The sequence below is a fragment of the Pseudonocardia xinjiangensis genome (assembly GCF_050948425.1).
Classification (GTDB): Bacteria; Actinomycetota; Actinomycetes; order Mycobacteriales; family Pseudonocardiaceae; genus Pseudonocardia; species Pseudonocardia xinjiangensis.
Window position 1 is genome coordinate 942,484 of record NZ_CP192009.1, and the last position, 21,627, is coordinate 964,110.

General features: G+C 73.3%; 25 protein-coding genes. 18 read left to right on the forward strand and 7 right to left on the reverse strand.

Features of this window, described 5'->3' with window-relative positions:
• Positions 1-7: 7 nt before the first annotated feature.
• The gene (locus ACQPZA_RS04620) at positions 8-970 is read right to left on the reverse strand and encodes a GNAT family N-acetyltransferase (protein ID WP_433278662.1); all 963 of its coding nucleotides are present in this window, start codon (positions 968-970) and stop codon (positions 8-10) included.
• A 115-nt stretch (positions 971-1,085) separates the two neighbouring features.
• Between ACQPZA_RS04620 and fdxA the strand changes: the two genes are divergently transcribed.
• The 3 genes from fdxA to ACQPZA_RS04635 are packed head-to-tail and all read left to right on the forward strand — an operon-like array spanning position 1,086 to position 3,742.
• On the forward strand, positions 1,086-1,412 hold the full coding sequence (gene fdxA, locus ACQPZA_RS04625; protein WP_169396823.1) for a ferredoxin: 327 nt from the start codon (positions 1,086-1,088) through the stop codon (positions 1,410-1,412).
• Positions 1,413-1,442: 30 nt separating this feature from the next.
• Entirely contained in the window at positions 1,443-2,540 is a 1,098-nt protein-coding gene (dapC, locus tag ACQPZA_RS04630) for a succinyldiaminopimelate transaminase (RefSeq protein WP_433278664.1), read from the forward strand.
• Between the two features lie 44 nt (positions 2,541-2,584).
• Positions 2,585-3,742, forward strand: coding sequence for an MFS transporter (locus tag ACQPZA_RS04635; RefSeq protein WP_433278666.1), 1,158 nt, complete (start codon positions 2,585-2,587; stop codon positions 3,740-3,742).
• Between the two features lie 12 nt (positions 3,743-3,754).
• On the opposite strand, the gene dapD is transcribed toward ACQPZA_RS04635, so the two are convergent.
• A complete protein-coding gene (gene dapD / locus ACQPZA_RS04640; protein ID WP_433278668.1) occupies positions 3,755-4,705 on the reverse strand; it encodes a 2,3,4,5-tetrahydropyridine-2,6-dicarboxylate N-succinyltransferase in 951 nt (316 codons plus the stop codon).
• Between the two features lie 170 nt (positions 4,706-4,875).
• On the opposite strand from dapD, the gene dapE reads away from it, so the two are divergent.
• The 9 genes from dapE to ACQPZA_RS04685 all read left to right on the forward strand — a co-directional run bounded on the left by dapE (position 4,876) and on the right by ACQPZA_RS04685 (position 11,129).
• Positions 4,876-5,949, forward strand: coding sequence for a succinyl-diaminopimelate desuccinylase (dapE, locus tag ACQPZA_RS04645; RefSeq protein WP_312859190.1), 1,074 nt, complete (start codon positions 4,876-4,878; stop codon positions 5,947-5,949).
• A 97-nt stretch (positions 5,950-6,046) separates the two neighbouring features.
• Positions 6,047-6,826, forward strand: coding sequence for a TIGR00730 family Rossman fold protein (locus tag ACQPZA_RS04650; RefSeq protein ID WP_169396828.1), 780 nt, complete (start codon positions 6,047-6,049; stop codon positions 6,824-6,826).
• On the forward strand, positions 6,823-7,428 hold the full coding sequence (locus ACQPZA_RS04655) for a TIGR00730 family Rossman fold protein (RefSeq protein ID WP_433278671.1): 606 nt from the start codon (positions 6,823-6,825) through the stop codon (positions 7,426-7,428). The genes ACQPZA_RS04650 and ACQPZA_RS04655 overlap by 4 nt, the downstream gene beginning before the upstream one ends.
• Before the next feature lie 62 nt (positions 7,429-7,490).
• A complete protein-coding gene (gene folP, locus ACQPZA_RS04660) occupies positions 7,491-8,306 on the forward strand; it encodes a dihydropteroate synthase (RefSeq protein ID WP_433282678.1) in 816 nt (271 codons plus the stop codon).
• A gap of 160 nt (positions 8,307-8,466) precedes the next feature.
• Positions 8,467-9,396, forward strand: a complete 930-nt coding sequence (locus tag ACQPZA_RS04665; protein ID WP_433278673.1) for a glucosyl-3-phosphoglycerate synthase — start codon at positions 8,467-8,469, stop codon at positions 9,394-9,396.
• Between the two features lie 27 nt (positions 9,397-9,423).
• Positions 9,424-9,768, forward strand: coding sequence for a DivIVA domain-containing protein (locus tag ACQPZA_RS04670; RefSeq protein WP_169396829.1), 345 nt, complete (start codon positions 9,424-9,426; stop codon positions 9,766-9,768).
• A complete protein-coding gene (locus tag ACQPZA_RS04675; protein ID WP_433278676.1) occupies positions 9,765-10,259 on the forward strand; it encodes an SRPBCC family protein in 495 nt (164 codons plus the stop codon). The genes ACQPZA_RS04670 and ACQPZA_RS04675 overlap by 4 nt, the downstream gene beginning before the upstream one ends.
• Complete coding sequence (locus ACQPZA_RS04680) at positions 10,252-10,818, forward strand: DNA-3-methyladenine glycosylase I (RefSeq protein ID WP_433278678.1); 567 nt, start codon at positions 10,252-10,254, stop codon at positions 10,816-10,818. The genes ACQPZA_RS04675 and ACQPZA_RS04680 overlap by 8 nt, the downstream gene beginning before the upstream one ends.
• 143 nt (positions 10,819-10,961) lie before the next feature.
• Positions 10,962-11,129: a DUF3117 domain-containing protein gene (locus ACQPZA_RS04685; protein WP_084211001.1), complete on the forward strand. Its 168-nt coding sequence runs from the start codon at positions 10,962-10,964 to the stop codon at positions 11,127-11,129.
• A 125-nt stretch (positions 11,130-11,254) separates the two neighbouring features.
• Here ACQPZA_RS04685 and ACQPZA_RS04690 read toward each other — a convergent pair whose 3' ends face one another.
• Entirely contained in the window at positions 11,255-11,440 is a 186-nt protein-coding gene (locus ACQPZA_RS04690; RefSeq protein WP_433278680.1) for a hypothetical protein, read from the reverse strand.
• Positions 11,441-11,516: 76 nt separating this feature from the next.
• Here ACQPZA_RS04690 and ACQPZA_RS04695 point away from each other — a divergent pair, with 76 nt between their 5' ends.
• On the forward strand, positions 11,517-12,086 hold the full coding sequence (locus ACQPZA_RS04695; protein ID WP_169396832.1) for a CGNR zinc finger domain-containing protein: 570 nt from the start codon (positions 11,517-11,519) through the stop codon (positions 12,084-12,086).
• 5 nt (positions 12,087-12,091) lie between these two features.
• On the opposite strand, the gene glgA is transcribed toward ACQPZA_RS04695, so the two are convergent.
• On the reverse strand, positions 12,092-13,261 hold the full coding sequence (gene glgA, locus ACQPZA_RS04700; RefSeq protein ID WP_312859188.1) for a glycogen synthase: 1,170 nt from the start codon (positions 13,259-13,261) through the stop codon (positions 12,092-12,094).
• A 188-nt stretch (positions 13,262-13,449) separates the two neighbouring features.
• On the opposite strand from glgA, the gene glgC reads away from it, so the two are divergent.
• On the forward strand, positions 13,450-14,700 hold the full coding sequence (gene glgC, locus ACQPZA_RS04705; protein ID WP_246266474.1) for a glucose-1-phosphate adenylyltransferase: 1,251 nt from the start codon (positions 13,450-13,452) through the stop codon (positions 14,698-14,700).
• A 56-nt stretch (positions 14,701-14,756) separates the two neighbouring features.
• Here the strand turns inward: glgC and ACQPZA_RS04710 are convergent, their stop codons facing one another.
• The gene (locus ACQPZA_RS04710; RefSeq protein ID WP_433278683.1) at positions 14,757-15,407 is read right to left on the reverse strand and encodes an O-methyltransferase; all 651 of its coding nucleotides are present in this window, start codon (positions 15,405-15,407) and stop codon (positions 14,757-14,759) included.
• Positions 15,408-15,649: 242 nt separating this feature from the next.
• On the opposite strand from ACQPZA_RS04710, the gene sigE reads away from it, so the two are divergent.
• The 4 genes from sigE to tatB all read left to right on the forward strand — a co-directional run bounded on the left by sigE (position 15,650) and on the right by tatB (position 19,158).
• Positions 15,650-16,282: an RNA polymerase sigma factor SigE gene (gene sigE, locus ACQPZA_RS04715; protein WP_169396835.1), complete on the forward strand. Its 633-nt coding sequence runs from the start codon at positions 15,650-15,652 to the stop codon at positions 16,280-16,282.
• The gene (locus ACQPZA_RS04720) at positions 16,279-17,040 is read left to right on the forward strand and encodes an anti-sigma factor family protein (RefSeq protein ID WP_433278686.1); all 762 of its coding nucleotides are present in this window, start codon (positions 16,279-16,281) and stop codon (positions 17,038-17,040) included. Before sigE ends, ACQPZA_RS04720 begins: the two co-directional genes overlap by 4 nt.
• Positions 17,041-17,128: 88 nt before the next feature.
• Positions 17,129-18,649, forward strand: coding sequence for a S1C family serine protease (locus tag ACQPZA_RS04725; RefSeq protein ID WP_433278688.1), 1,521 nt, complete (start codon positions 17,129-17,131; stop codon positions 18,647-18,649).
• Between the two features lie 101 nt (positions 18,650-18,750).
• On the forward strand, positions 18,751-19,158 hold the full coding sequence (gene tatB, locus ACQPZA_RS04730; RefSeq protein ID WP_169396838.1) for a Sec-independent protein translocase protein TatB: 408 nt from the start codon (positions 18,751-18,753) through the stop codon (positions 19,156-19,158).
• Between the two features lie 3 nt (positions 19,159-19,161).
• Here the strand turns inward: tatB and ACQPZA_RS04735 are convergent, their stop codons facing one another.
• Positions 19,162-20,601, reverse strand: coding sequence for an amidase (locus tag ACQPZA_RS04735; protein ID WP_433278690.1), 1,440 nt, complete (start codon positions 20,599-20,601; stop codon positions 19,162-19,164).
• The gene (locus tag ACQPZA_RS04740) at positions 20,598-21,557 is read right to left on the reverse strand and encodes a D-2-hydroxyacid dehydrogenase (RefSeq protein WP_433278692.1); all 960 of its coding nucleotides are present in this window, start codon (positions 21,555-21,557) and stop codon (positions 20,598-20,600) included. Before ACQPZA_RS04740 ends, ACQPZA_RS04735 begins: the two co-directional genes overlap by 4 nt.
• Positions 21,558-21,627: the final 70 nt, after the last annotated feature.

Here is a 21,627-nt window from a genome sequence, read left to right on the forward strand (position 1 = left end):
GCCGGCATCAGGCCGGGGGCACCAGATAGCGGTACTGGTGGTGCTCGACGTAGCCGACGCGGTCGTAGAGCGCCCGCGCGCCGGTGTTGTGCAGCGCCACCTGCAGTACCGCCCAGCGGGCGCCGTGCTCCCGCCCCCACGCGGCCACCGAGGCGAGCAGCGCCGTCGCGAGTCCCTGCCGGCGGGCGGTCGGCGCGACCTCCAGCATCGACACGTGCAGGTGGTCCTCCACGACGGTGGCGCGGACCGTGCCGGTGACGGTTCCGTCCGGGGCCGGGACCTGGGCGAACACGGTGCGGGGGCGACCACCCGGATCGAGGACGTGTCGCTGCGCCGCCGTCGGGGGGCCACCCAGCCCGAGCTCCCACCACGCGTCGGACGGCCGCTCCGGCAGCTCGACGCGCGGGTCGCGGGTGCCGTCGAGGGGCGCCACCAGCACCGCGACCTCGGCGCCGCGCTGGTGGGCGACGTCGAGCACCCAGCCCTGCGCCGTCACTGCCCGGTCCCACGGCGAGCCGACAGGCACGTGCACCCGCGGCCGGATCGCGTGCTCCCCGGCGAACGAGCGCACGGCCTCGAGCGCGGCCGGGACCGGCATCCCGGGGTCCCCGATGGCGAGGCCGGCGTTGGCGCGACCGGTCCAGCCCGCTGCGGCGCGCAGCCGCCAGGCCCCCAGCGGCCGGTCGACCACGGCGGGCCAGGCGTCCGCGCAGAGGCCTTCCAACCGGGCGATCGCGGTCAGGGACGCCCGGCGCGGCGGGGCAGGCGGCACCGAGCGCACGGCGACCACGGCGGCGCGGTCGACGTGGACGGGGCCGCGCCGGGTCTGCACCAGCACCGTGCCCGGACCGGACGCGCTGAGCTCGCCGACCGCGTCGGTGTAGAGGAGGCGGCCGTCGCGGTGCCCGATGCGGTAGCGCAGGGCCACCCGCTGCCCGATGAGCTCGTCGGAGATCTCCACCTGCTCCATCCTGGTGCAGGATCCCGTCGCCGGTACGAGCCTTGTCACACCGCCCCGGCTCCCGGTTACCTCAGCTACAGGGACATACTGAGAAGCATCTGAACGCCCGAGTGGAGGACCACCCGTGACCTACGTGATCGCCGAGCCCTGCGTCGACCTCTTGGACAAGGCGTGCATCGAAGAGTGCCCGGTGGACTGCATCTACGAGGGCGGCCGGATGCTCTACATCCATCCTGACGAGTGCGTCGACTGCGGTGCGTGCGAGCCCGTCTGCCCTGTCGAGGCGATCTACTACGAGGACGACGTCCCCGAGCAGTGGAGCGCGTACACCAAGGCGAACGTCGACTTCTTCGATGAGCTGGGCTCGCCCGGTGGTGCGTCGAAGATCGGCAAGGTCGAGCGGGACGTCGAGCCGGCCCTGAGCCTGCCGCCGCAGCAGCACGACGAGTAAGGAGACCTACGCAGTGACGGTCGCTGCCGCATGGTGAAGATCGAACTCCCGGACTTTCCCTGGGATTCCCTCGCCGCCGACACGAAGCTCGCCAAGGCCCACCCCGACGGGATCGTGGACCTATCGGTGGGCACTCCGGTCGATCCGGTTCCGGCCGTGGTGCGGGCGGCTCTCACCGGTCCCGCTGCAGATGAGCCCGGCTATCCGACCACCCACGGCCCGGACTCACTGCGCGAGGCACTCGCCGGCGCCCTGTCCCGCCGGTTCGGTGTCACCGTCGACCCGGTCTCGGTCCTCCCCACGATCGGTCTCAAGGAGACCGTCGCCTGGCTGCCCACCCTGCTCGGGGTCGGAGCGGGGGACCTCGTGGTGATCCCGGAGCTCGCCTACCCGACCTACGAGGTCGGCGCGCGGCTGGTCGGAGCCGACTTCGTCCGCTCCGACTCCACTGCCCGGCTGGGTCCGCAGCGGGTGGCGATGGTCTGGCTGAACTCGCCGTCGAACCCGACGGGGAAGGTCCTGCCGCGCGAACACCTCCGCAAGGTCGTCGAGTGGGCCCGCGAGCGCGGAGCGGTGGTGGCGTCCGACGAGTGCTACCTCTCGCTGGCCCCCGCGGACCAGGATGCGGTCTCCGTGCTGCATCCCGACGTCTGCGGCGGCTCCCACGAGAACCTGCTCGCCCTGCACTCCATGTCGAAGTCCTCGAACATGGCGGGCTACCGGGCGTCGTTCCTCACGGGCGACCCGTCGCTGGTCGCGAGCCTGCTGGAGCTGCGCAAGCACCTCGGCATGATGGTCCCGCGTCCGGTGCAGGCGGCGTTGGCCGCCGCGGCGTCCGACGACACCCACGTGGCGGCGCAGGCCGAGATCTACGTCCGGCGCCGGGCGCAGCTGCGCGCCGCGCTGGAGGCCGCCGGGATGCGTGTCGACCACTCCGAGGCGGGGCTCTACCTGTGGGCCACCGCGGGTGAGGACGGCCGGGCCACGGTGCACCGGCTGGCGAAGCTGGGTGTCCTGGTGGCACCGGGGGAGTTCTACGGACCGGCGGGCACCCAGCACGTGCGGGTGGCCCTCACCGCGTCCGACGAGCGGATCGCGGCGGCGGCGGAGCGGTTGCCCGCGGCGTGACCCCAGGCTCCGGGACAGCGTCGTCCTCGGGGGCCGGAACGCAGGTGGTCCGGCCCGGCGTCGTGCTGCTCGGGCTGCTCGCGCTCGCGATCAACCTCCGTGCGGCGCTGGCCGGTTACCCGCCGCTGCTGGAGACCGTGCGCGACGATCTCGGCACATCGTCGGGCGTCGCCGGGTTCGTCCAGGCCGCTGCCGTGCTCATGATGGCCGCCGGCTCGTTCGCCGGTTCCGCGCTCGGGGCCCGGTTCGGGCGTGAGCGCGCCCTGGGCGGCGCGGTCGGGCTGGTGGCGCTGGGCAGCGCGGTGCGCGGCATACCCGCGCTGGCGAGCCTGATCGGCGGGAGCCTGCTCGCCGGACTCGGCATCGGGCTGGCCGGGGTGCTGATCGCCGGCGTGGTCAAGGAGCACCTCGCGGAGCGGGCCGGCGCCGTGACCGGTGCCTACGTGGTCTCGATGATGGTCGGGGCCACCGTCGCCAGTGCCGCGGCGGTCCCGCTGGCCACCGCGCTGGGCGGCTGGTCGTTCTCGCTCGCCGTGTGGGCGGTGCCCGCCGCGCTCGCCGTGGCCGTCTGGGTGCCGGTGGCGCGGCGGACGGCCGTGCCGGACCGAGCCGCCGCGCGTGCACCGCTGCCCTGGCGCCACGGGTTCGCCCGGCTCACGGCGTGCTACCAGGCCGGCACCTCGCTGTTGTTCTACGGCTGGCTGACCTGGCTCTCGCCGTACTACGAGGGGCAGGGCTGGAGCCCCCAGCGGGCCGGGCTGCTGCTGGCCGTCTGGAGCGTCGCGCAGATCCCCGCGGCCCTGCTCGCCCCGGCACTCGCGGAACGGCGCCGCCGCTGGCGGTTCTGGGCCGGCCTGACGCTGGCGTGCGGCGTGGTGGGCACGGTCGGCGCGATGCTGCTGCCGATGCCGTCGGGTCCCGCACCCTGGGTGTGGGCGGCGCTGCTCGGGATCGGGGTGGGGGCGGGGTTCCCGCTCGGCCTCACCGTGATCGCCTGGCGCACCCCGGACGGCGCCGCCAGCGCGGCCACCAGCGGGCTGGCCCTGGGCGTCGGTTACGTCAGCGCGGGCCTGGGCCCGTTGCTGATGGGCGTGCTGATCGACCTGACGAAGGGGTTCCCGGCCGCGATCGCCGTGCTGCTGGCGGCGGCCGCGCTCCAGGCCTGGGCGATCTGGCGGATCGGCGACCGGCCCGCCGCCTGACCCCCAGGGGTGTCAGTTCGCGTGCAGGGCGCTGTTGAGCTCGATGCCCTCACCGGTGCGGGCCAGCACCTCGACCGCCCCGGTCACCGAGTTGCGCCGCAGCAGCATCCCGTTGCGTCCGGAAAGGGTGCGCGCGGCCACCTTCTCACCGGTGGGGAGCACCACCTTCGTGCCCGCGGTGACGTACAGGCCGGCCTCGACCACGCAGTCGTCGCCCAGTGAGATCCCGATCCCCGCGTTGGCCCCGATGAGGCACCGCCTGCCCACCGAGACCACCTCCTTGCCGCCGCCGGAGAGCGTCCCCATGATCGACGCTCCGCCGCCGACGTCGGAGCCGTCGCCCACGAGCACCCCGGCCGAGATCCGGCCCTCGACCATGGACGCGCCGAGCGTTCCCGCGTTGTAGTTGACGAAGCCCTCGTGCATGACCGTGGTGCCCTCGGCCAGGTGGGCCCCCAGCCGTACGCGGTCGGCGTCGGCGATCCGGACGCCCGTGGGGAGGACGTAGTCGACCATCCGCGGGAACTTGTCCACGCCGAGCACCGTGACCGGGCCGTCGGCGCGCAGCCGGACGCGGGTGAGCTCGAAGCCCGGCACGGCGCACGGGCCGCGGCTGGTCCACACCACGTTGGCGAGCAGCCCGAAGACGCCGGCGAGGTTCACCTCGTGCGGGACGACCAGGCGGTGGCTGAGCAGGTGCAGCCGCAGGTAGACGTCGTGCGCGTCGACGGGCGGGTCGGCCAGGGACTCGATCGCGGTGCGCACCACGACGGTGCGTACGCCACGGACGTCGTCGGTGCCGGCCAGGTGCTCGAGGTCGGCTGCGACGTCCGGCGCCTCCGCGCCCAGCGCGGGCGATGGGTACCAGGTGTCGAGGACGACGCCGTCGCCGCCGTCGGCCGGCACGGTGACGGTGGCGAGGCCGGTGCCGGAGGCGCCTTCCCGGCGGGGTGCGGTGCTCACGACACCACGGTATCCGCCCGCAGCACCGAACCCTCGGCCCGCACCACCGCCCCGGGCGGTTCGCGAGGTTCAGGAAAGCCACTTTGCTGCCCTCACAGGGCCGGAAAGTGGCTTTCCTGAACCTTCGCGGGGGGTGGTGACGGCGGCAGGTAGCGTCGGTCCGCGTGACGATCCCCGCGTTGGACCTCACCGCCGACCCCGTCGACCTGTGTGCCGCGCTCGTCGACGTGCCCAGCGTCTCGGGTGCCGAGGGCCCGCTCGCCGACGCCGTGGAACGGGCGCTGCGCGAGCAGGCCCCGCACCTGGAGCTCCTGCGGTCGGGGGATGCGGTGCTCGCCAGGACGAACCTCGGACGCGAGCGCCGCGTGCTGCTCGCCGGGCACCTCGACACCGTCCCGATCGCCGACAACGTCCCCAGCCGCCGCGACGGGGACCTGCTCTACGGCTGCGGCACCACGGACATGAAGTCGGGCGACGCCGTGATCGCGCACCTGGCGGCCACCGTCACCGAGCCGCGCCACGACCTCACTGTCGTGTTCTACGAGTGCGAGGAGGTGGAGGCCGCCCGCAACGGGCTCCTGCGCATCGAGCGCGAGCACCGGGACTGGCTGCAGGCCGACCTCGCGATCCTCAGCGAGCCGACCAACGCGGGCGTGGAGGCCGGGTGCCAGGGCACGCTCCGCGCCGAGATCACCACCCGTGGCCGCCGCGCCCACTCCGCGCGGTCCTGGCACGGCACCAACGCGATCCACGCCGCCGCCGCCGTGCTCGACCGGCTGGGCGCCTACACCGCCCGCGAGGTCGACATCGACGGCTGCGTCTTCCGCGAGGGGCTGCAGGCGGTGCGGATCGGCGGCGGCGTGGCCATGAACGTGGTGCCCGACGAGTGCGTCGTCACGGTCAACTTCCGGTTCGCCCCCGACCGGGACGCGGCGGCGGCCGAGGCACACGTGCGCGAGGTGTTCGACGGGTTCGACCTCGCGGTCACCGACCTGGCGCCCGGCGCCCTCCCCGGGCTGGGCGAGCCCGCTGCCGGCGAGTTCATCGCGGCGACCGGAGCCACGCCGTCGGCCAAGTTCGGCTGGACCGACGTCTCGCGCTTCGCCGCGCTCGGCATCCCCGCGGTGAACTACGGCCCCGGCGACCCGAACCTCGCCCACACCCGTGAGGAGCACGTCGACACCCGCCAGATCACCGACACCGCTGCCGTCCTGCGCCGGTTCCTTTCTCCCCAGGAGCGCTGAGAGCGCGCGCACCGTTGACGGAACGGCGGACGCCGCGGGGCGCCCGGCGCGGCGGCGCCCCGGCACGGTGGGCATCGGTCTCATTACTCTGGCGACCATGACCGCCAGCGGGAACCGGCGTCCTGACGACAAGCAGCCCGAGCAGAAGCAACGGGGCCCTGTGGTGTTGCGGGGTGAGTACCGCAACGAGACCTCCACCACCGACCAGCGACTTCTGGACTCACGCGGGCCCAGCGACTGGGTGCACACCGACCCGTGGCGGGTGCTGCGGATCCAGGCCGAGTTCGTCGAGGGCTTCGGCATGCTCGCCGAACTGCCGCGCGCGGTCACCGTGTTCGGCTCCGCCCGCACCCCGCGCGACCATCTCGAGTACGCCCAGGGCCGCGCACTGGGCACCGCGCTGGCCGAGGCCGGGTTCGCCGTGATCACCGGCGGTGGTCCCGGCGTGATGGAAGCCGCCAACAAGGGCTGCTCCGAGGCGGGCGGGCTCTCGGTCGGGCTCGGTATCGAGCTGCCGTTCGAGCAGGGTCTCAACGACTGGGTCGATCTCGGCATCAACTTCCGGTACTTCTTCGCCCGCAAGACGATGTTCGTCAAGTACTCGCAGGCGTTCGTCTGCCTTCCGGGCGGCTTCGGCACGCTCGACGAGCTGTTCGAGGCGCTCACCCTGGTGCAGACGAAGAAGGTCACGAAGTTCCCCGTGGTGCTGCTGGGCAGCGAGTACTGGGGCGGCCTCTACGACTGGATCTCCAACACGGTGCACACGAGCGGCAAGGTCGGGGAGAAGGACCTGGCGCTCCTGCACGTCACCGACGACGTCGACGACGCGGTGAAGATCGTCCAGGAGGCGTGGCGGGCGTGGGAGGAAGCGCATTGAGCCAGCCGGCGAGCGAGACGTCGCGCTCGTCCGCGCGTCGGCTCGCGGTCTGCGTCTACTGCGCGTCCATCGAGGGCATCCCCGCGCACTATCTCGAGCTCGCCGCCGAGGTGGGCCGCCAGATCGCCGCCCGCGGCTGGGACCTGGTGTCCGGTGGTGGCCGGTCCTCGATGATGGGCGCGCTGGGCATCGCGGCGCGCACCGCCGGGGCGCGCACCACCGGGGTCATCCCGCGCGCGCTCGTGGAGCTCGAGTGGGCCGACCACGACTCGGACGAGCTGCTCCTCGTCGACACCATGCGCGAGCGCAAGGCGTTGATGGAGGCCCACGCCGACGCCTTCCTGGCCCTGCCGGGGGGCATCGGCACCTGCGAGGAGCTCTTCGAGGTGTGGACGGCGGGCTACCTGCGGATGCACCCCAAGCCGGTGGTGCTGCTCGACCCGGACGGGCACTACACGGGCCTGCTCGACTGGGTGCGCGGGTTGGGCGAGCGCGGGTTCGTGCGCCCGGAGGCGCTCACCCGACTGGTGGTCGTCACCGACGTGGCCGCCGCTCTCGACGCCTGCGCCCGCCCGGTGGACATGTCACGATCGCCGTCGTGACGGGTACGGCCGGCCTCATCCGGTTCGGGAAGCGCGTACCGGCCCAGGACCGTGCGCTGGTGATGGCGATCGTCAACCGGACCCCCGACTCGTTCTACGACCGGGGCGCGACGTTCGCCGACGATGCCGCGATGCGGAAGGTCGACGCCGCGCTCGCCGAGGGCGCGGACATCATCGACGTGGGAGGCGTGAAGGCCGGCCCGGGCCCCGAGGTGGACCTCGGCGAGGAGATCCGCCGCGTCGTCCCGTTCGTCGCGGCCGTCCGCGAGCAGTATCCGGACATCGTGATCAGCGTGGACACCTGGCGTGCCGAGGTCGGGAGGCTGGCCGTCGCCGAGGGAGCCGACCTGATCAACGACACGTGGGCGGGCGCCGACCCGGCGCTGGGCGAGGTGGCCGCGGCCACCGGTGTGGGCATCGTGTGCTCGCACACCGGTGGTGCGGTGCCGCGGAGCCGGCCGCACCGCGTGCGCTACACCGACGTCGTGGCCGAGGTGCTGGCCGACGTGTGCGGCCAGGCGGAGCGGCTCGTGGGGCTCGGGGTGCCCCGGGAAGGCATCCTCGTCGACCCGACGCACGACTTCGGCAAGAACACCTTCCACGGGCTCACCCTGCTGCGGCGCTGCAGCGAGCTGGTGGCCCCCGGCTGGCCGGTACTGATGGCGCTCTCCAACAAGGACTTCATCGGCGAGACGCTGGGCGTCGCGGAGGTGACCGACCGGCTCGAGGGCACCCTCGCCGCCACGGCGCTGGCCGCCGCCGCCGGTGCGCGGGTGTTCCGCGCCCACGAGGTGGCCGCCACCCGTCGAACCGTCGACATGGTGGCCGCGATTACGGGTACCCGGTCACCGTCCCGAACGGTTCGCGCACTGGCGTGACGCGCCGCGTCACCGACACGGCCGGGCAGGTGACCACCAGAGCCGTTGATCACCACTAGCCTCCCGGACCACCACCACCGACGATCGGAACGACGCGTCACCGGCACCACAGCATCAGTCGGCAACGAGGCCGCCCCCTTCGAGCGCGTAGGAGAGGCCCATGGACCGCACCGCGGAGGACTGGTTCCGCCGTCGTACCTGGCAGGAACCGTGCTGGCACGTCGACGAGCTGGTGGCGGCGAAGGCCGGCCGTCGCGTGTCGGTCGTGCTGCCCGCCCTCGACGAGGAGGCCACGGTGGGGGCGATCGTCGCGGCGATCGTGCCGCTGACGCGCGGGGCGTCGCCGCTGGTGGACGAGCTGGTCGTGGCCGACTCCGGGTCCACCGACCGCACGGTCGAGGTCGCGGCGGCGGCCGGGGCCACGGTGGTGCTGCGCACCGACGTCCTCCCCGATCTCGCGCCCCTGCCGGGCAAGGGGGAGGTGCTGTGGCGCTCGCTCGCCGCCACCACCGGTGACGTCATCTGCTACCTCGACTCCGACCTGATCGACTTCGACGCCGGTTTCGTACCGGCGCTGCTCGGCCCGCTGCTCACCGAGCCGGGCGTCGAGCTGGTCAAGGGCTTCTACCGGCGTCCGCTGCGGCTGGAGGCGGTCGAGGCCGACAACGGTGGTGGCCGGGTCACCGAGCTACTGGTGCGGCCCTTGCTCGCCGCGCTGCGACCCGAGCTCGCCGCCGTGGTGCAACCGCTGGGAGGGGAGTACGCCGGCACCCGGGAGCTGCTGGAGTCGGTGCCCTTCGCTGCGGGGTACGGGGTCGAGATCGGGCTCCTGCTCGACACCTACGCCACGGCCGGGCTGGACGCGCTGGCACAGGTCAACCTCGGCGTGCGGAAGCACCGCAACCGCTCGCTGCTGCAGCTGGGGGTGATGGCGCGCCAGATACTCGCGGCGGCACTCACCCGATGCGGTGTTCCGGACACGGGGGCGCCCCTCACCCAGTTCCTGCAGGTCGACGGCGAATGGCTGCCCTCCTACACGAAGGTCGCGGTCGCCGAGCGACCCCCGATGCGTGAGGTCTTGGTGCGCTGACCGGGGACCCGTGGTGGGATTGCCCAGGTGGGGACCGCGCTGATCTATCTGATAGTCGTCGCTGCGGTGGCCGCGGCACTGTTCGGGCTGGCCGCGGTCGTGTTCGGGCGCGGCGAGGAGCTGGCACCGCTGCCTCCCGGCACCACGCCGACACGACTGCCCGCGGGTGAGCTCGACGGCGAGGACGTCCGGGAGCTGAGGTTCCAGCAGGCGGTGCGCGGCTACCGGATGGACGAGGTCGACTGGGTGCTCGACCGGCTGGCCGACGAGCTCGACCGCTCCGGCGTGGAACGTGACGGACTGCTGGCCCGCGTCGCGGAACTGGAGGCCGAGCTCGCGTCCGCCGGGATGCCGGCCGAGGGCGAACGGTGAGCGAGCGTGCGGGCTCCCGGGTCGAGCTGACGATCCCGGTCGACGTCGGGGCGCCCGCCGAGGCCGTCTGGCGGATGGTCACGGACTGGGAGGGCCAGGGCGAGTGGATGCTCGGCACCCGGGTCGAGGTCATGAGCGCGGGCGACGGGCGGGAGCTGGGCGCCCGGCTGCGCGCCGTGACGGGTGCCGGGCCGGTCGCGTTCGCCGACACGATGGAGATCGTGGAGTGGACGGTGCCCGCGCAGGGCGGTCCCCGGCGGTGCGTCGTGCGGCACACCGGCAAGGTGGTGCGCGGCGACGGCGTGTTCGAGGTGGTCGAGCTGGCGCCCGGACGCGCGCGGTTCGTGTGGTCGGAGCTGCTGGACCTGCCGTTCGGTCCGGCCGGCCGGTTCGGCTGGGTGCTGGTGCGGCCCGCGTTCCGCGCCGGTGTCGCCCACTCCCTGCGCCGGATGGCCAGGCTGTGCGAGTCGAGGTACGGCACCGGTGCCTGAACCCGACGGGCGGCAGCGGTGCGGTTGGGCAGGCACCGCCCCGGAGTACGTCGCCTATCACGACGACGAGTGGGGCTGTCCGCTCCGCGGGATACCCGCGATGTTCGAGCGGTTGAGCCTGGAGGCGTTCCAGTCGGGGTTGTCCTGGCTGGTCATCCTGCGCAAACGGCCGGCGTTCCGCGCGGCGTTCGCGGGCTTCGACCCGGTCACGGTGGCCGGCTTCGGCGCTGCGGACGTGGAGCGGCTGCTGGCGGATGCCGCCATCGTGCGCAACCGGGCGAAGATCGAGGCCACCGTGAACAACGCGCGCCGCGTCCTGGAGCTGGACCGGCCCCTCGACGAGCTGCTGTGGTCGTTCGCGCCGGAGCCGGCCGCCCACCGGCGGCCTGCGACGCTCGCCGAGGTGCCGGCCACCAGCGTGGAGTCCGTGGCGATGGCCCGCGAGCTGAAACGCCGTGGGCTGCGCTTCGTGGGACCCACCACCTGCTACGCGCTGATGCAGGCCGCCGGGCTCGTGGACGATCACGTAGCGGGGTGTTGGCGTGCCTCGTCCCGGTGATGCCGCAGGGTCCATCCGGGAGAGTTGATCGCTCCGGTTACACCCCGGCCCGGTCGATGAGGAAAGATGTTCGCAGCATCCCCGCCGCGCGCTTCCCCCGGCGCAGCGGCGCACCCTGCAAACGACGACGGAGGGAGCAGGAGATGGCGGCGATGAAGCCCCGGACCGGCGACGGTCCCCTGGAGGTGACCAAGGAGGGTCGGGGCATCGTGATGCGCGTCCCCCTCGAGGGCGGCGGCCGTCTGGTCGTCGAGATGTCGGCCGAGGAGGCCAGTGACCTCGGCGACGCGCTGAAAGCCGCCTCTGGCTGAAACGAGTACGAGCCCCTGGCACCACGGGGCAGCGCCCGGTTCCTGAACGGCACCGACGAACGGAACGCACCGTCCGCCGGTGCCGTTCGTCGTTCCTCGTTCGGGGGACGCCTGGACGGGTACGGCTAGCGGGTGCCTGCGGACCCGGCCGCGGGCGCGGCGACCGTGCCGGAACTCCCACCGGGAGTGACGAGCTGGATCGACAGCGTGCCGCACACGCAGCGCCGGTAGCGCACCCACCCCTGAGATGTCGAGTGGGTCGACAGCACCGGCGCCTCGTCGACGGGCCATCCGCAGCGCTCGCACCTCATGATCTGCGGCTCCCTTCCGGTAATAGGTATCCTTCGTTGGCATGTTACACAGCGAACGGGCCGGAGTAATAGACCAATGAACTTCATCGGTTACCGCAGCGACGCGCTGGGCGCCGCTGTCGCGCTCGTCAACGAGGTGGGCGCGGGATCCGGCGGAGAGGCGCAGGCCGGGGACGAGCAGGCCGACCGGATGCGGTCGGTGCTCGTGGCGCACGGCTACCTCGCCGAGCAGGCGCCCGACTCGGTCGAACCCGCGCTGCGGGCGTGGGCGCGCCGGCTGCGCACCGTGTTCGACGTCACCGAGGTGGAGGAGGCGGCCGTGGCGGTCAACGCCCTGCTCGCCGACGTCCGCGTCGAGCCGCACCTGTCCAATCACGACGGCCAGGCGTTCCACCTGCACTACACGCCGCCGGAGGCCGATGTGGTCGACCGGCTGCGCACCAGCACCGCGTTCGCGCTGGCGATGCTGGTGTCGGAGTACGGCGTGGACCGGCACGGGCGCTGCGCAGCCGAGGGATGCGCCCGGGTCTACGCCGACACCTCGCGCAACGCCGCCCGTCGCTACTGCTCGTCGGCGTGCGCCAACCGCTCAGCGGTGGCCGCCCACCGGGCCAGGGCCCGGGCGTCGGGCTCCGGCGTGCGCTGAGGCGGTCAGCCCACGGCGCGGTAGATCTCCACGGTGCGCGCCGCCGCCTGCTCCCAGGCGAACTCCCGCTCGGCCCGCACCCGGCCGGCCGCCCCCATCGCGGCGGCCCGCTCCGGGTCCGCCAGCAGCGCGTTCACCGCAGCGGCCAGGCCCGCCCGGAACTCGTCGACGGCGTGCTCGTCGAAGTGCACCAGCAGCCCGGTCCCGCCGTCGTCGACGACCTCGGGGATGCCACCCACGTCCGAGGCCACCACGGCGGTGCCGCAGGCCATCGCCTCGAGGTTGACGATCCCGAGCGGCTCGTAGACCGACGGGCAGACGAACACCGTGGCTGCCGAGAGCAACTGCCGCACCTCCGTGGTCGGGAGCATCCGGCGGACCCACACCACCCCAGGACGCGATGCGCTGAGCTCGGCGACGGCCTTCTCGGTCTCCTCGGCGATCTCCGGGGTGTCGGGTGCCCCGGCGCACAGCACGATCTGGGCCTCGTGGTCGATCTCATGTGCCGCGGCCACGAGGTGCGCGAGCCCCTTCTGCCGGGTGATGCGCCCGACGAACACCACGCTCGGCCGGTCCGGGTCGACCCCTGCGGCGCGGACGGCGTCACGGGCCGGGTCGGGGTGGTAGAAGGCGGTGTCGATGCCGTTGTAGACCACGTGCACGCGAGCGGGGTCCAGTGCCGGGTAGCAGTCGAGGACGTCGCGTCGCATCCCCTCGCTCACCGCGATCACCGCGTCGGCGTCCTCGTAGGACGTGCGTTCCACCCACGACGAGAGCCGGTACCCGCCGCCGAGCTGCTCAGCCTTCCACGGCCTGCGCGGCTCGAGGGAGTGGGCGGTGACCACGTGCGGCACGCCGTGCAGGATCTTGGCCAGGTGCCCGGCCATGTTGGCGTACCAGGTGTGGGAGTGGACCAGGTCGACGGCGGGCGGCCCGGCCAGCGCCGCGACCATCGACAGGTCGACGCCGAGGGTCTGCAGTGCCGGGTTCGCACCGGCCAGCCCGGTGGGTGGGACGTGCGCGTGCGTGTGGGGCTGCTCGGGGCGCGGCTCGCCGAAGCAGTGCACGTCCACGTCGATCAGCGCACGCAGCGCGGGCACGAGATGGTCGACGTGTACGCCGGCACCGCCGTAGACGTCCGGGGGGTACTCGCGGGTGAGCAGACCGATGCGCACATCGGGACGGTAGGGCATTGCGGGCCGCATGGCATTGACCAGGAGTGTGGCGGGTACATCGGAGGCATGATGTTCGCCGGTTCGACTCTTGCCAACGGTGGCCCGCCACGGTGTGAGAGCACTAGGGTCGGCGGCGTGACGATGCTGCCGGCACGCCAGGGCCCCGTGCCCACCGACGGAGCGCCGGAATGACCGCGGCCCGTCTGTCGCCCGCCTCGCCCCGAGCGATGGCCGCCAACGTGCTCGGCATCGTGCTCGCGGGTGGCGAGGGGAAGCGGCTCTGGCCGCTCACCGCCGACCGGGCCAAGCCCGCCGTGCCGTTCGGCGGCCACTACCGGTTGATCGACTTCGTGCTGTCGAACCTGGTCAACTCGGGGATGCACCGGATCTGCGTGCTCACGCAGTACAAGTCGCACTCGCTCGACCGCCACATCTCCACCACGTGGCGGCTCTCCAGCGTGCTCGGGCAGTACATCACCACCGTGCCGGCGCAGCAGCGGCTCGGCAGGCGCTGGTACACCGGGAGCGCCGACGCCATCTTCCAGAGCCTCAACCTCGTCTACGACGAGCGGCCGGACTACATCGCGGTCTTCGGCGCCGACCACGTCTACCGGATGGACCCCGGCCAGATGCTGGCCCGGCACATCGAGAGCGGCGCGGGCGTCACCGTCGCCGGCATCCGGGTGCCCCGGGCCGAGGCGAAGGCTTTCGGCGTGATCAACTCCGACCCCGGGGGCCGGATCACCGAGTTCCTCGAGAAGCCGTCCGACCCGCCGTCGGTGCCCGACGACCCGGACGTCACCTTCGCGTCGATGGGCAACTACATCTTCACCACCGAGGTGCTGCTCGACGCGCTGCGCGTCGATGCCGAGGACGGCGACTCCGACCACGACATGGGCGGCGACATCATCCCGAGGCTGGTGAGCCAGGGTGACGCCGCGGTGTACGACTTCGCCGACAACGTCGTGCCCGGCGCCACCGACCGCGACTCCGGCTACTGGCGCGACGTCGGCACCGTCGATGCGTACTACGAGGCGCACACCGACCTCGTCTCGGTGCACCCGATCTTCAACCTCTACAACGACCGCTGGCCCATCCGCACCGCCATGGCGCCCCTGCCGCCCGCCAAGTTCGTGGAGGGTGGCATCGCGCAGGACTCGATCGTCGGCGCCGGCACGATCATCTCCGGCGCCATCGTCCGCCGCTCGGTGATCAGCCCGAACGTCCGCATCGAGGCCGGGGCGGAGGTGTCGGACTCCGTGGTGCTGCCCGGCGTCCGCGTCGGACGCGGGGCCGTGGTGCGGGGCGCGATCCTCGACAAGAACGTGGTGATCCCGGACGGGGCGCTCGTCGGCGTGGACCTCAGCCTGGACCGCGCCCGCTACACGGTCAGCCAGGGTGGCGTCGTCGTGCTGGGCAAGGGCGCCACCGCGCTCTGAGCGCTGCTGCGCCCACCGGCGCCACCGGGTCACCGGGGACCGGGGCGCACGGGCCCTCAGGCCGTCTTGACCGCCGCGAGCAGGCCGCCACCCAGGGGCAGCAGCACGGGCGCCAGCCGGTCGTCGTCGCGGACCTGACGGGCCACCTCGCGCAGGGCCACGGTGCCGGCGTCGGTGACGTCCGGGTCGAGGACGCCGGGCGAGAGCACCCCGTGCAGCGCGATGATGCCGCCACCGCGCAGCAGCCGGACGGCCTCGTCGAGGTAGCGCGGGTAGTCGGCGGGGCCCGCGTCGACGAACACCAGGTCGTAGCCACCGTCGGTGAGCCGCGGTAGCACCTCGAGACCCAGCCCGTTGATCAGCCGGAGCCGGGACGGCCCGTACCCGGCAGCGGTGAACGACTGCCGTGCGGCGCGCTGGTTCTCCGGGTCGATGTCGATCGAGGTGAGCACTCCGTCGCCGGCCATCCCGCGCAGCAGCCACAGCCCGCTGACGCCCATCCCGGTGCCGACCTCCACTACCGCCCTTGCGGCGGTGCCGGCCGCGAGGAAGCGGAGCCCGGCTCCCGCTCCGGGGCCTACCGGAGCGTTGCCACGCCGCGCCGCAGAGGCTCTCGCCGCGAGGAGTACGTCGTCCTCGGGGAGGTAACCTTCGACGTGGTCGCGCAACGCCCACGGGTCGGGAGCGCTGTCCGGGCGGCCGGTCATGGTCAAAAGGCTACTGTGCTGGCTCTTTTCCGCGCTGCGGGCCCGTCGGTCGGGATCGTCGGCCCTCGGAGGGCCGGTTGGTTTCACAGGTTTCTCTCAGTCGCCTCTCACACCACGTTCACGGCCATCAGGCACGGTAGGTTGCATCGGTCGGGGTCGTCGACCGCTGAAGGGCCGGGGGAACGTCTATCCCCGGTGCTTCGTTGGTCGGAGGCACGCCCGCCGCAGGAGGTTGACCCACCATGACCGACGGCTCCGCCACGCTGCTGAGCGGTACGGTGCTGCCCGGTGAGGGAGCCGAATGGACGCCCCCGAGCTGGGACGACGTCGTCCGGGAGCACGCGGACCGGGTCTACCGCCTCGCGTACCGGCTCACCGGTAACCCGCACGATGCCGAGGACCTCACCCAGGAGACGTTCGTCCGGGTCTTCCGGTCGCTCGCGGCCTACAAGCCGGGCACGTTCGAGGGCTGGCTGCACCGCATCACCACCAACCTGTTCCTCGACATGGTGCGCCGCCGCTCCCGCATCCGGATGGAGGCGCTGCCCGAGGACTCCGACCGGCTGCCCGGCCGGGGCCCGGAGCCGGAGCAGGTCTTCTCCGAGACCCACCTCGACCCGGTGCTGCAGGCCGCGCTCGACGAGCTGCCTCCGGAGTTCCGGGCCGCGGTCGTCCTGTGTGACGTGGAGGGTCTCTCCTACGAGGAGATCGGCGCCACCCTCGGCGTGAAGCTGGGTACGGTGAGAAGCAGGATCCACCGTGGCCGGGCTGCCCTGCGCAGCGCGTTGGAGCGCCATCGTGCGGCCGAGGTGCAGAGCGCCGGAGCCACCGCGGAGGATTCCGACGTCGGTGTGCTGGAGGAGGTTCACGGGTGAGCGAAGGGCGCTGGCGCATCACGGTGACCCCCCCGGACTGGGGGCAGGATCACCTGTCGTCCGACGCCATCGTCGCCTATGTCGACGACGAGCTCGCCCAGGGTCCGCACGAGCGAGCCACGCAGCACATCGCCGGGTGCGCGGAATGTGAGGCGCAGGTCCGCGCCCAGGGCCAGACGCGGTCCGCGTTGCGCACCGCGGGGGGTCCGGTTCCGCCGTCCACGCTGCTGAGCACCCTGCGCTCGATACCGGAGAGCGCCGAGCTCCCGCCTCCGCCCGCAGGGCTCGCGGTCACCCCCGACGGTCAGTTCGTCTCCGTGCTCCGCCCGCAGTCCGACATCCTCGCCCTCGCAGGCGCCGAGACCCCACCGGCCGACCACGGCAGGCGCAGGCCGCCGAGCCGGTCCCCGGTACAGCGGCGCATCCGGCTCGGCACGGGGGTGGCGGTGTCCGGCCTCGCGCTCGGCGCGCTCGCCTACGGCCTCCCGCCCGCCTCCACGGACCCCGGCTCGTCCACCAGCGGACCGTTCGGCGGCTCCGTGCTCGGTGGCGGCACGGCGAGGACGGTCGTCGACGGGCCCGGTCTGCTCGACGCGCAGATGCGGCTGGAGCGCGCCGTGCGCCGCGACTCCGACCCGGACCCCGGTGGCACGGACTCCGACTCCGACCCCGGCATCACCTCCGGCTCCGAGTTCGAGCCCGATCTCCTCGAGGGCCGGCTCGACGTGGTGCCCGGCTCCTTCATCGGTATGCCCTGAGCCGTCTCGACCCGGCTACGCGGACTTCACCGCCGCTGGGGCAGGCTGATGGACGTACGGTCGGCACACCTCAGGAGCCTGCAGCGCGATGAACGAACGCAGCCCTGCGACGCGTTCGAGTGACCGCGCGGGCGGTGAGCCCCCGCGGCTCGGACCGCGCCCGCTGGAGCGCACACCGGTCGATCCCGGTGCGGCGGAGATGTTCGGGCGCCCGAACGGCGTGGAGGGCGGCTTCGCGGCCCCGCGGGGTGACACTCCGGGCCGTTCGCCCGCCACCATGGCCGCTCCGCCGCCTGCCGCGCTCGCGAGTGCCTTCGGCAGGCCGGCCACCGATGCACCGGCGCTGCAGCGGCCCCCGGACAGCACCACCAACGGCGCCGAGCCCGACGCCGCGTTCTGGGTCGACGGCGCCGACCGCGACCCGTGGCGCGACCCGGAGAGCGCTGTCGCACTCGGTCCGCCCGCGGCGCCGGACCGCGCGGCCGGATCCCCGCCACGCGGCGAGGGCCCCCGGCTCAGCCTGCGGGAGCTGGTCTTCGGCCGGCGGGTCGATCCGCGGGCCCTGGCCGCGCTGGCACTCGTCGCGGTGCTGATCGGTGCGGCGGGCGGGTTCATCGGGCGGCTGACGGCCGACGGAGCCAGCGGGCTCACCGATCCCGACCCGACGATCACCCAGACCGTCGACGCGAAGGAGCGCCCACCCGGCTCCGTCGCCGACATCGCCAGGCGCACCGTGCCCGCCGTCGTCTCGATCGAGATCAGGGTCGGCCAGGAGGGTGGCACGGGTTCCGGGGTCGTGATCGACCCGGCCGGCTACATCCTGACGAACAACCACGTGGTGGCCCCGGCCGCCGATGCCAACGGTGCCCAGATCGAGGCGATCTTCCACGACGGCACGCGCACCGCCGCCCGGATCGTCGGGCGGGACCCGAAGACCGACCTGGCCGTGGTCAAGGTGGACGTCGCCAACCCGGTGGTGGCCACCATCGGTTCCTCCGCCGGGCTCGTCGTCGGTGACGGCGTGCTCGCCATCGGCTCGCCGCTCGGCCTCGTCGGCACGGTCACCGACGGCATCGTGAGTGCGCTCAACCGCCCGGTCCGGCTCGACGGCAGCGGCGCCGACGCCAACGCGGTGATCGACGCGATCCAGACCGACGCCGCCATCAACCCGGGCAACTCGGGAGGCCCGCTCGTCGACTCCACCGGCGCCGTCGTGGGCATCAACACGGCGATCCGCAGCCTCGGCATGGGGGAGGGCGGCTCGATCGGCCTCGGCTTCGCCATCCCCATCGACGACGCCCGCACGATCGCCGAGGAGCTGATCCGCACCGGCGTGGTCACCCACGCCGAGATCGGGATCAACGCCCGGTCGGTCAGCGACGGCACCACCGACGGCGCCCAGGTGCAGAACGTGCAGCAGGGCGGTGCGGCTGCGGCGGCCGGCATCGTGGAGGGCGACGTGATCGTGCGCGTGGGGGACCGGCCGATCGCGGGGGCGGACGAGCTCGTCGTGGCGGTCCGGGAGCACAACCCGGGCGACACGCTGCCGGTCCAGCTGATCCGGGACGGCAGGCCGCTCACCGTCTCGGTGGTCCTGACGTCCGACTGAGCGCTGCTCAGGACGTCCCCCGAGCTGAGAACGTCACAGTCTGCGCTCGTGTTCACACGCTGTCGGCTCTCCGGACGCGTGTTGGCCCGTACGATGGTCAGGTGTTCGAGAGCGTCGGCTGGGGCGAGATAGTCGTGTTGGTCGTGGCCGGGTTGTTCATCCTCGGTCCCGAGCGGCTTCCGTCTGCCGCGGCGTGGGTGGGCCGTTCGGTCCGGCAGGTCAAGGAGTTCGCCAACGGGGCGCGCGATCAGCTCCGCGGTGAGCTCGGCCCGGAGTTCGACGAGCTGCGCAAGCCACTGGAGGAGTTGCGCGGGCTGCGCGACCTCCACCCGCGCAACGCCGTGCGCCGCACGCTCTTCGACGACCCCGAGCCGAAGCCCAACGGCTTCGCGCCCGGCCCGAACCTCACCAAGAGCAACGGCACCCCGCAGGCCCACCCGGCCGCGCCGCAGCCCCCGGCGCCGCTGGCCCGCAACGAGCGTCCGCCGATCGACCCCGACGCCACCTGACCATCAGCCTCCCGGCGCCCCGCCGGCAGCCGGGCTCCGCCGGTGCCACGCGGTGGCTTCCTGGAAGGCGTGCGCGGCCGCCAGCACCGCGTTGTCGGCGTGGCGCGGGCCCACGATCTGGAGCCCGACCGGCAGCCCGGCCGAGGTGACGCCGCACGGCACGCTCGCCGCCGGCTGCTGGGTCATGTTGAACGGGTAGGTGAACGGCGTCCAGGACGTCCAGCGCTTCCGTGGCCACCCCGGCGGGACCTCCCGGCCCGCCTCGAACGCGGGGATCGGCAGCGTCGGGGTGAGCAGCAGGTCATAGCGGGAGTGGAACTCGCCCATCAGCGTGCCGAGCTCGTTGCGCACGCCCATGGCGTCGACGTACTCCTGGGCAGTGGCGCCCGCCGTCGCCTCGGCGCTCTCGATCAGTCCCTGGTCCATCAGGGCCCGCTCGGCCGGACCCAGGTGCCTGATCGCCTTCGCCGCGCCGACGAACCAGAGCAGCTCGAACGCCTCCACGGGGTCGCCGAAGCCCGGGTCGGCCTCCTCCACCTCGGCGCCCATCGCGCGGAACACCTCGACCGCGGCGGTGAACGCGGCCACGATCTCGGGGTCCGGCTCGACGTAGCCGAGCGTGGGGCTCACCGCCACCCGCAGGCCGGTGACGGGCGTTCCCAGCGCGGCGACCGCGGACGTGGTGGGCGCCAGCGCCCAGGGATCGCGGGCGTCGAGGCCGGAGACGACGTCGAGCAGCAGCGCGGTGTCGGCCGCGGTGCGCGCCATCGGCCCGATGTGCGCGAGCGTGCCGAACGGGCTCGCCGGGTGTGCGGGGACCCGGCCGTAGGTGGGCTTGTGTGCGGTGATGCCGGTGAACCCGGCCGGGATCCGCACCGAGCCGCCGCCGTCGGTGCCGAGGCTGAGTGGCCCCATCCCGAGCTGGATCGCGGCCGCGCTGCCGCCCGATGAGCCCCCCGCCGTGCGCGTCGGGTCCCAGGGGTTGCGGGTCACCCCGGTGAGCGGGTTGTCGGTGACGCCCTTCCAGCCGAGCTCCGGGGTGGTGGTCTTGCCGAACAGGACGGCACCGTGGGCGCGCACCCTGGCGACCGGGGGACCGTCCACGGTCCACGGGCCGCTCGGGTCGATCGTGCGGGAGCCGCGCAGCGTGGGCCACCCCTCGGTGAGCATCACGTCCTTGATCGAGACGGGCACCCCGTCGAGCAGACCCACGGGCTCGCCCCGCGCCCAACGCTCCTCGGAGCGCGCGGCGCTGGCCATGGCCGTGTCCGCGTCGACCAGGCAGAACGCGTTGACCTCGGCGTCGCGCTCGGCCACCCGGTCGAGCACGGCCCTGGTGGCCTCCACCGGGGAGAGCTCCCCGGCCCGGTAGGCGGCGAGCAGCTCGGTGGCCGTGAGGTCGGCGGCGGTGCGGGTGCCGGTCCCGGTGGTCGTGCCGGTCATGAGGCTCCTCCGGTGACGTAGCCGAGCGTCTTGTCCACGACGTTGCGCAGCGGCTCCCCCGCGCGGTAGCGGGCGAGGTTGTCGGCGAACACCTCGACGAGCTCCTCGCGCCAGCCGAGCACGTCGCCGGACATGTGCGGCGAGACGATCATCCCGGGCAGCTCCCACAGCGGGCTGTCCGAGGGAAGCGGTTCGTGGGCGAACACGTCCAGCGCCGCCCCGGCGAGGCGGCCGCCGCGCAGCGCGTCCACGAGGTCGGGTTCGACGACGAGCGCTCCCCGCCCCACGTTGATCACGCGCGCGGACGGGCGCAGCGCGGCGAGTGCCACCGCGTCGAGCATGCCGCGGGTGGCCTCGGTGAGCGGCGCGGCGAGCACGAGCCAGTCGGCCCGGGGCAGCAGTTCCGGGAGCGCCCCGGCCGCGTGCACACCCTCCGACGCGCGGCGTCCGACCAGCTCCACCCGCATGCCGACCGCTGCGAGCAGCCGGGCGATCGCGCGCCCGATCGGCCCGCCGCCCACCACCACGGCGCAGGTGCCGGCGACCCGCTCGCTCTCGCGGTGGCGCCACTCCCGTCGCAGCTGGGCGGCCACGGTGGCCGGGAGGTCCTTGGCCATCGCCAGCACCAGCCCGAGCACGTACTCGGCCATGGGTGCGTCGAAGACGCCGCGGGAGTTGGTCAGCACCACCGGGGAGTCGAGCAGCTCGGGGAAGATCAGCCGGTCGACGCCGGCGCTGGCGGTGTGCACCCAGCGCAGCGCGTCGGCGGCGGGCCAGGAGTGGCGCACCGCGTCGGAGGTGAAGTCCCAGACGAGCAACACCTCGGTGCCGGGCAGGGCATCGCGCAAGGTGTCGCCGGTGGCGAAGCGGATCCCGTCGGCCACGAGGCCGGGCGGACGGTCCTCGGAATGGAGAACGGTGATCGTCGGATGCCGCTGATCAGCGGAAACGGGCAAATCCGGCCACCTTCCGAGGCATGAGCGGAGTATTGACACGCTAGGAAGCCATCGTATTATTGTCAACAAT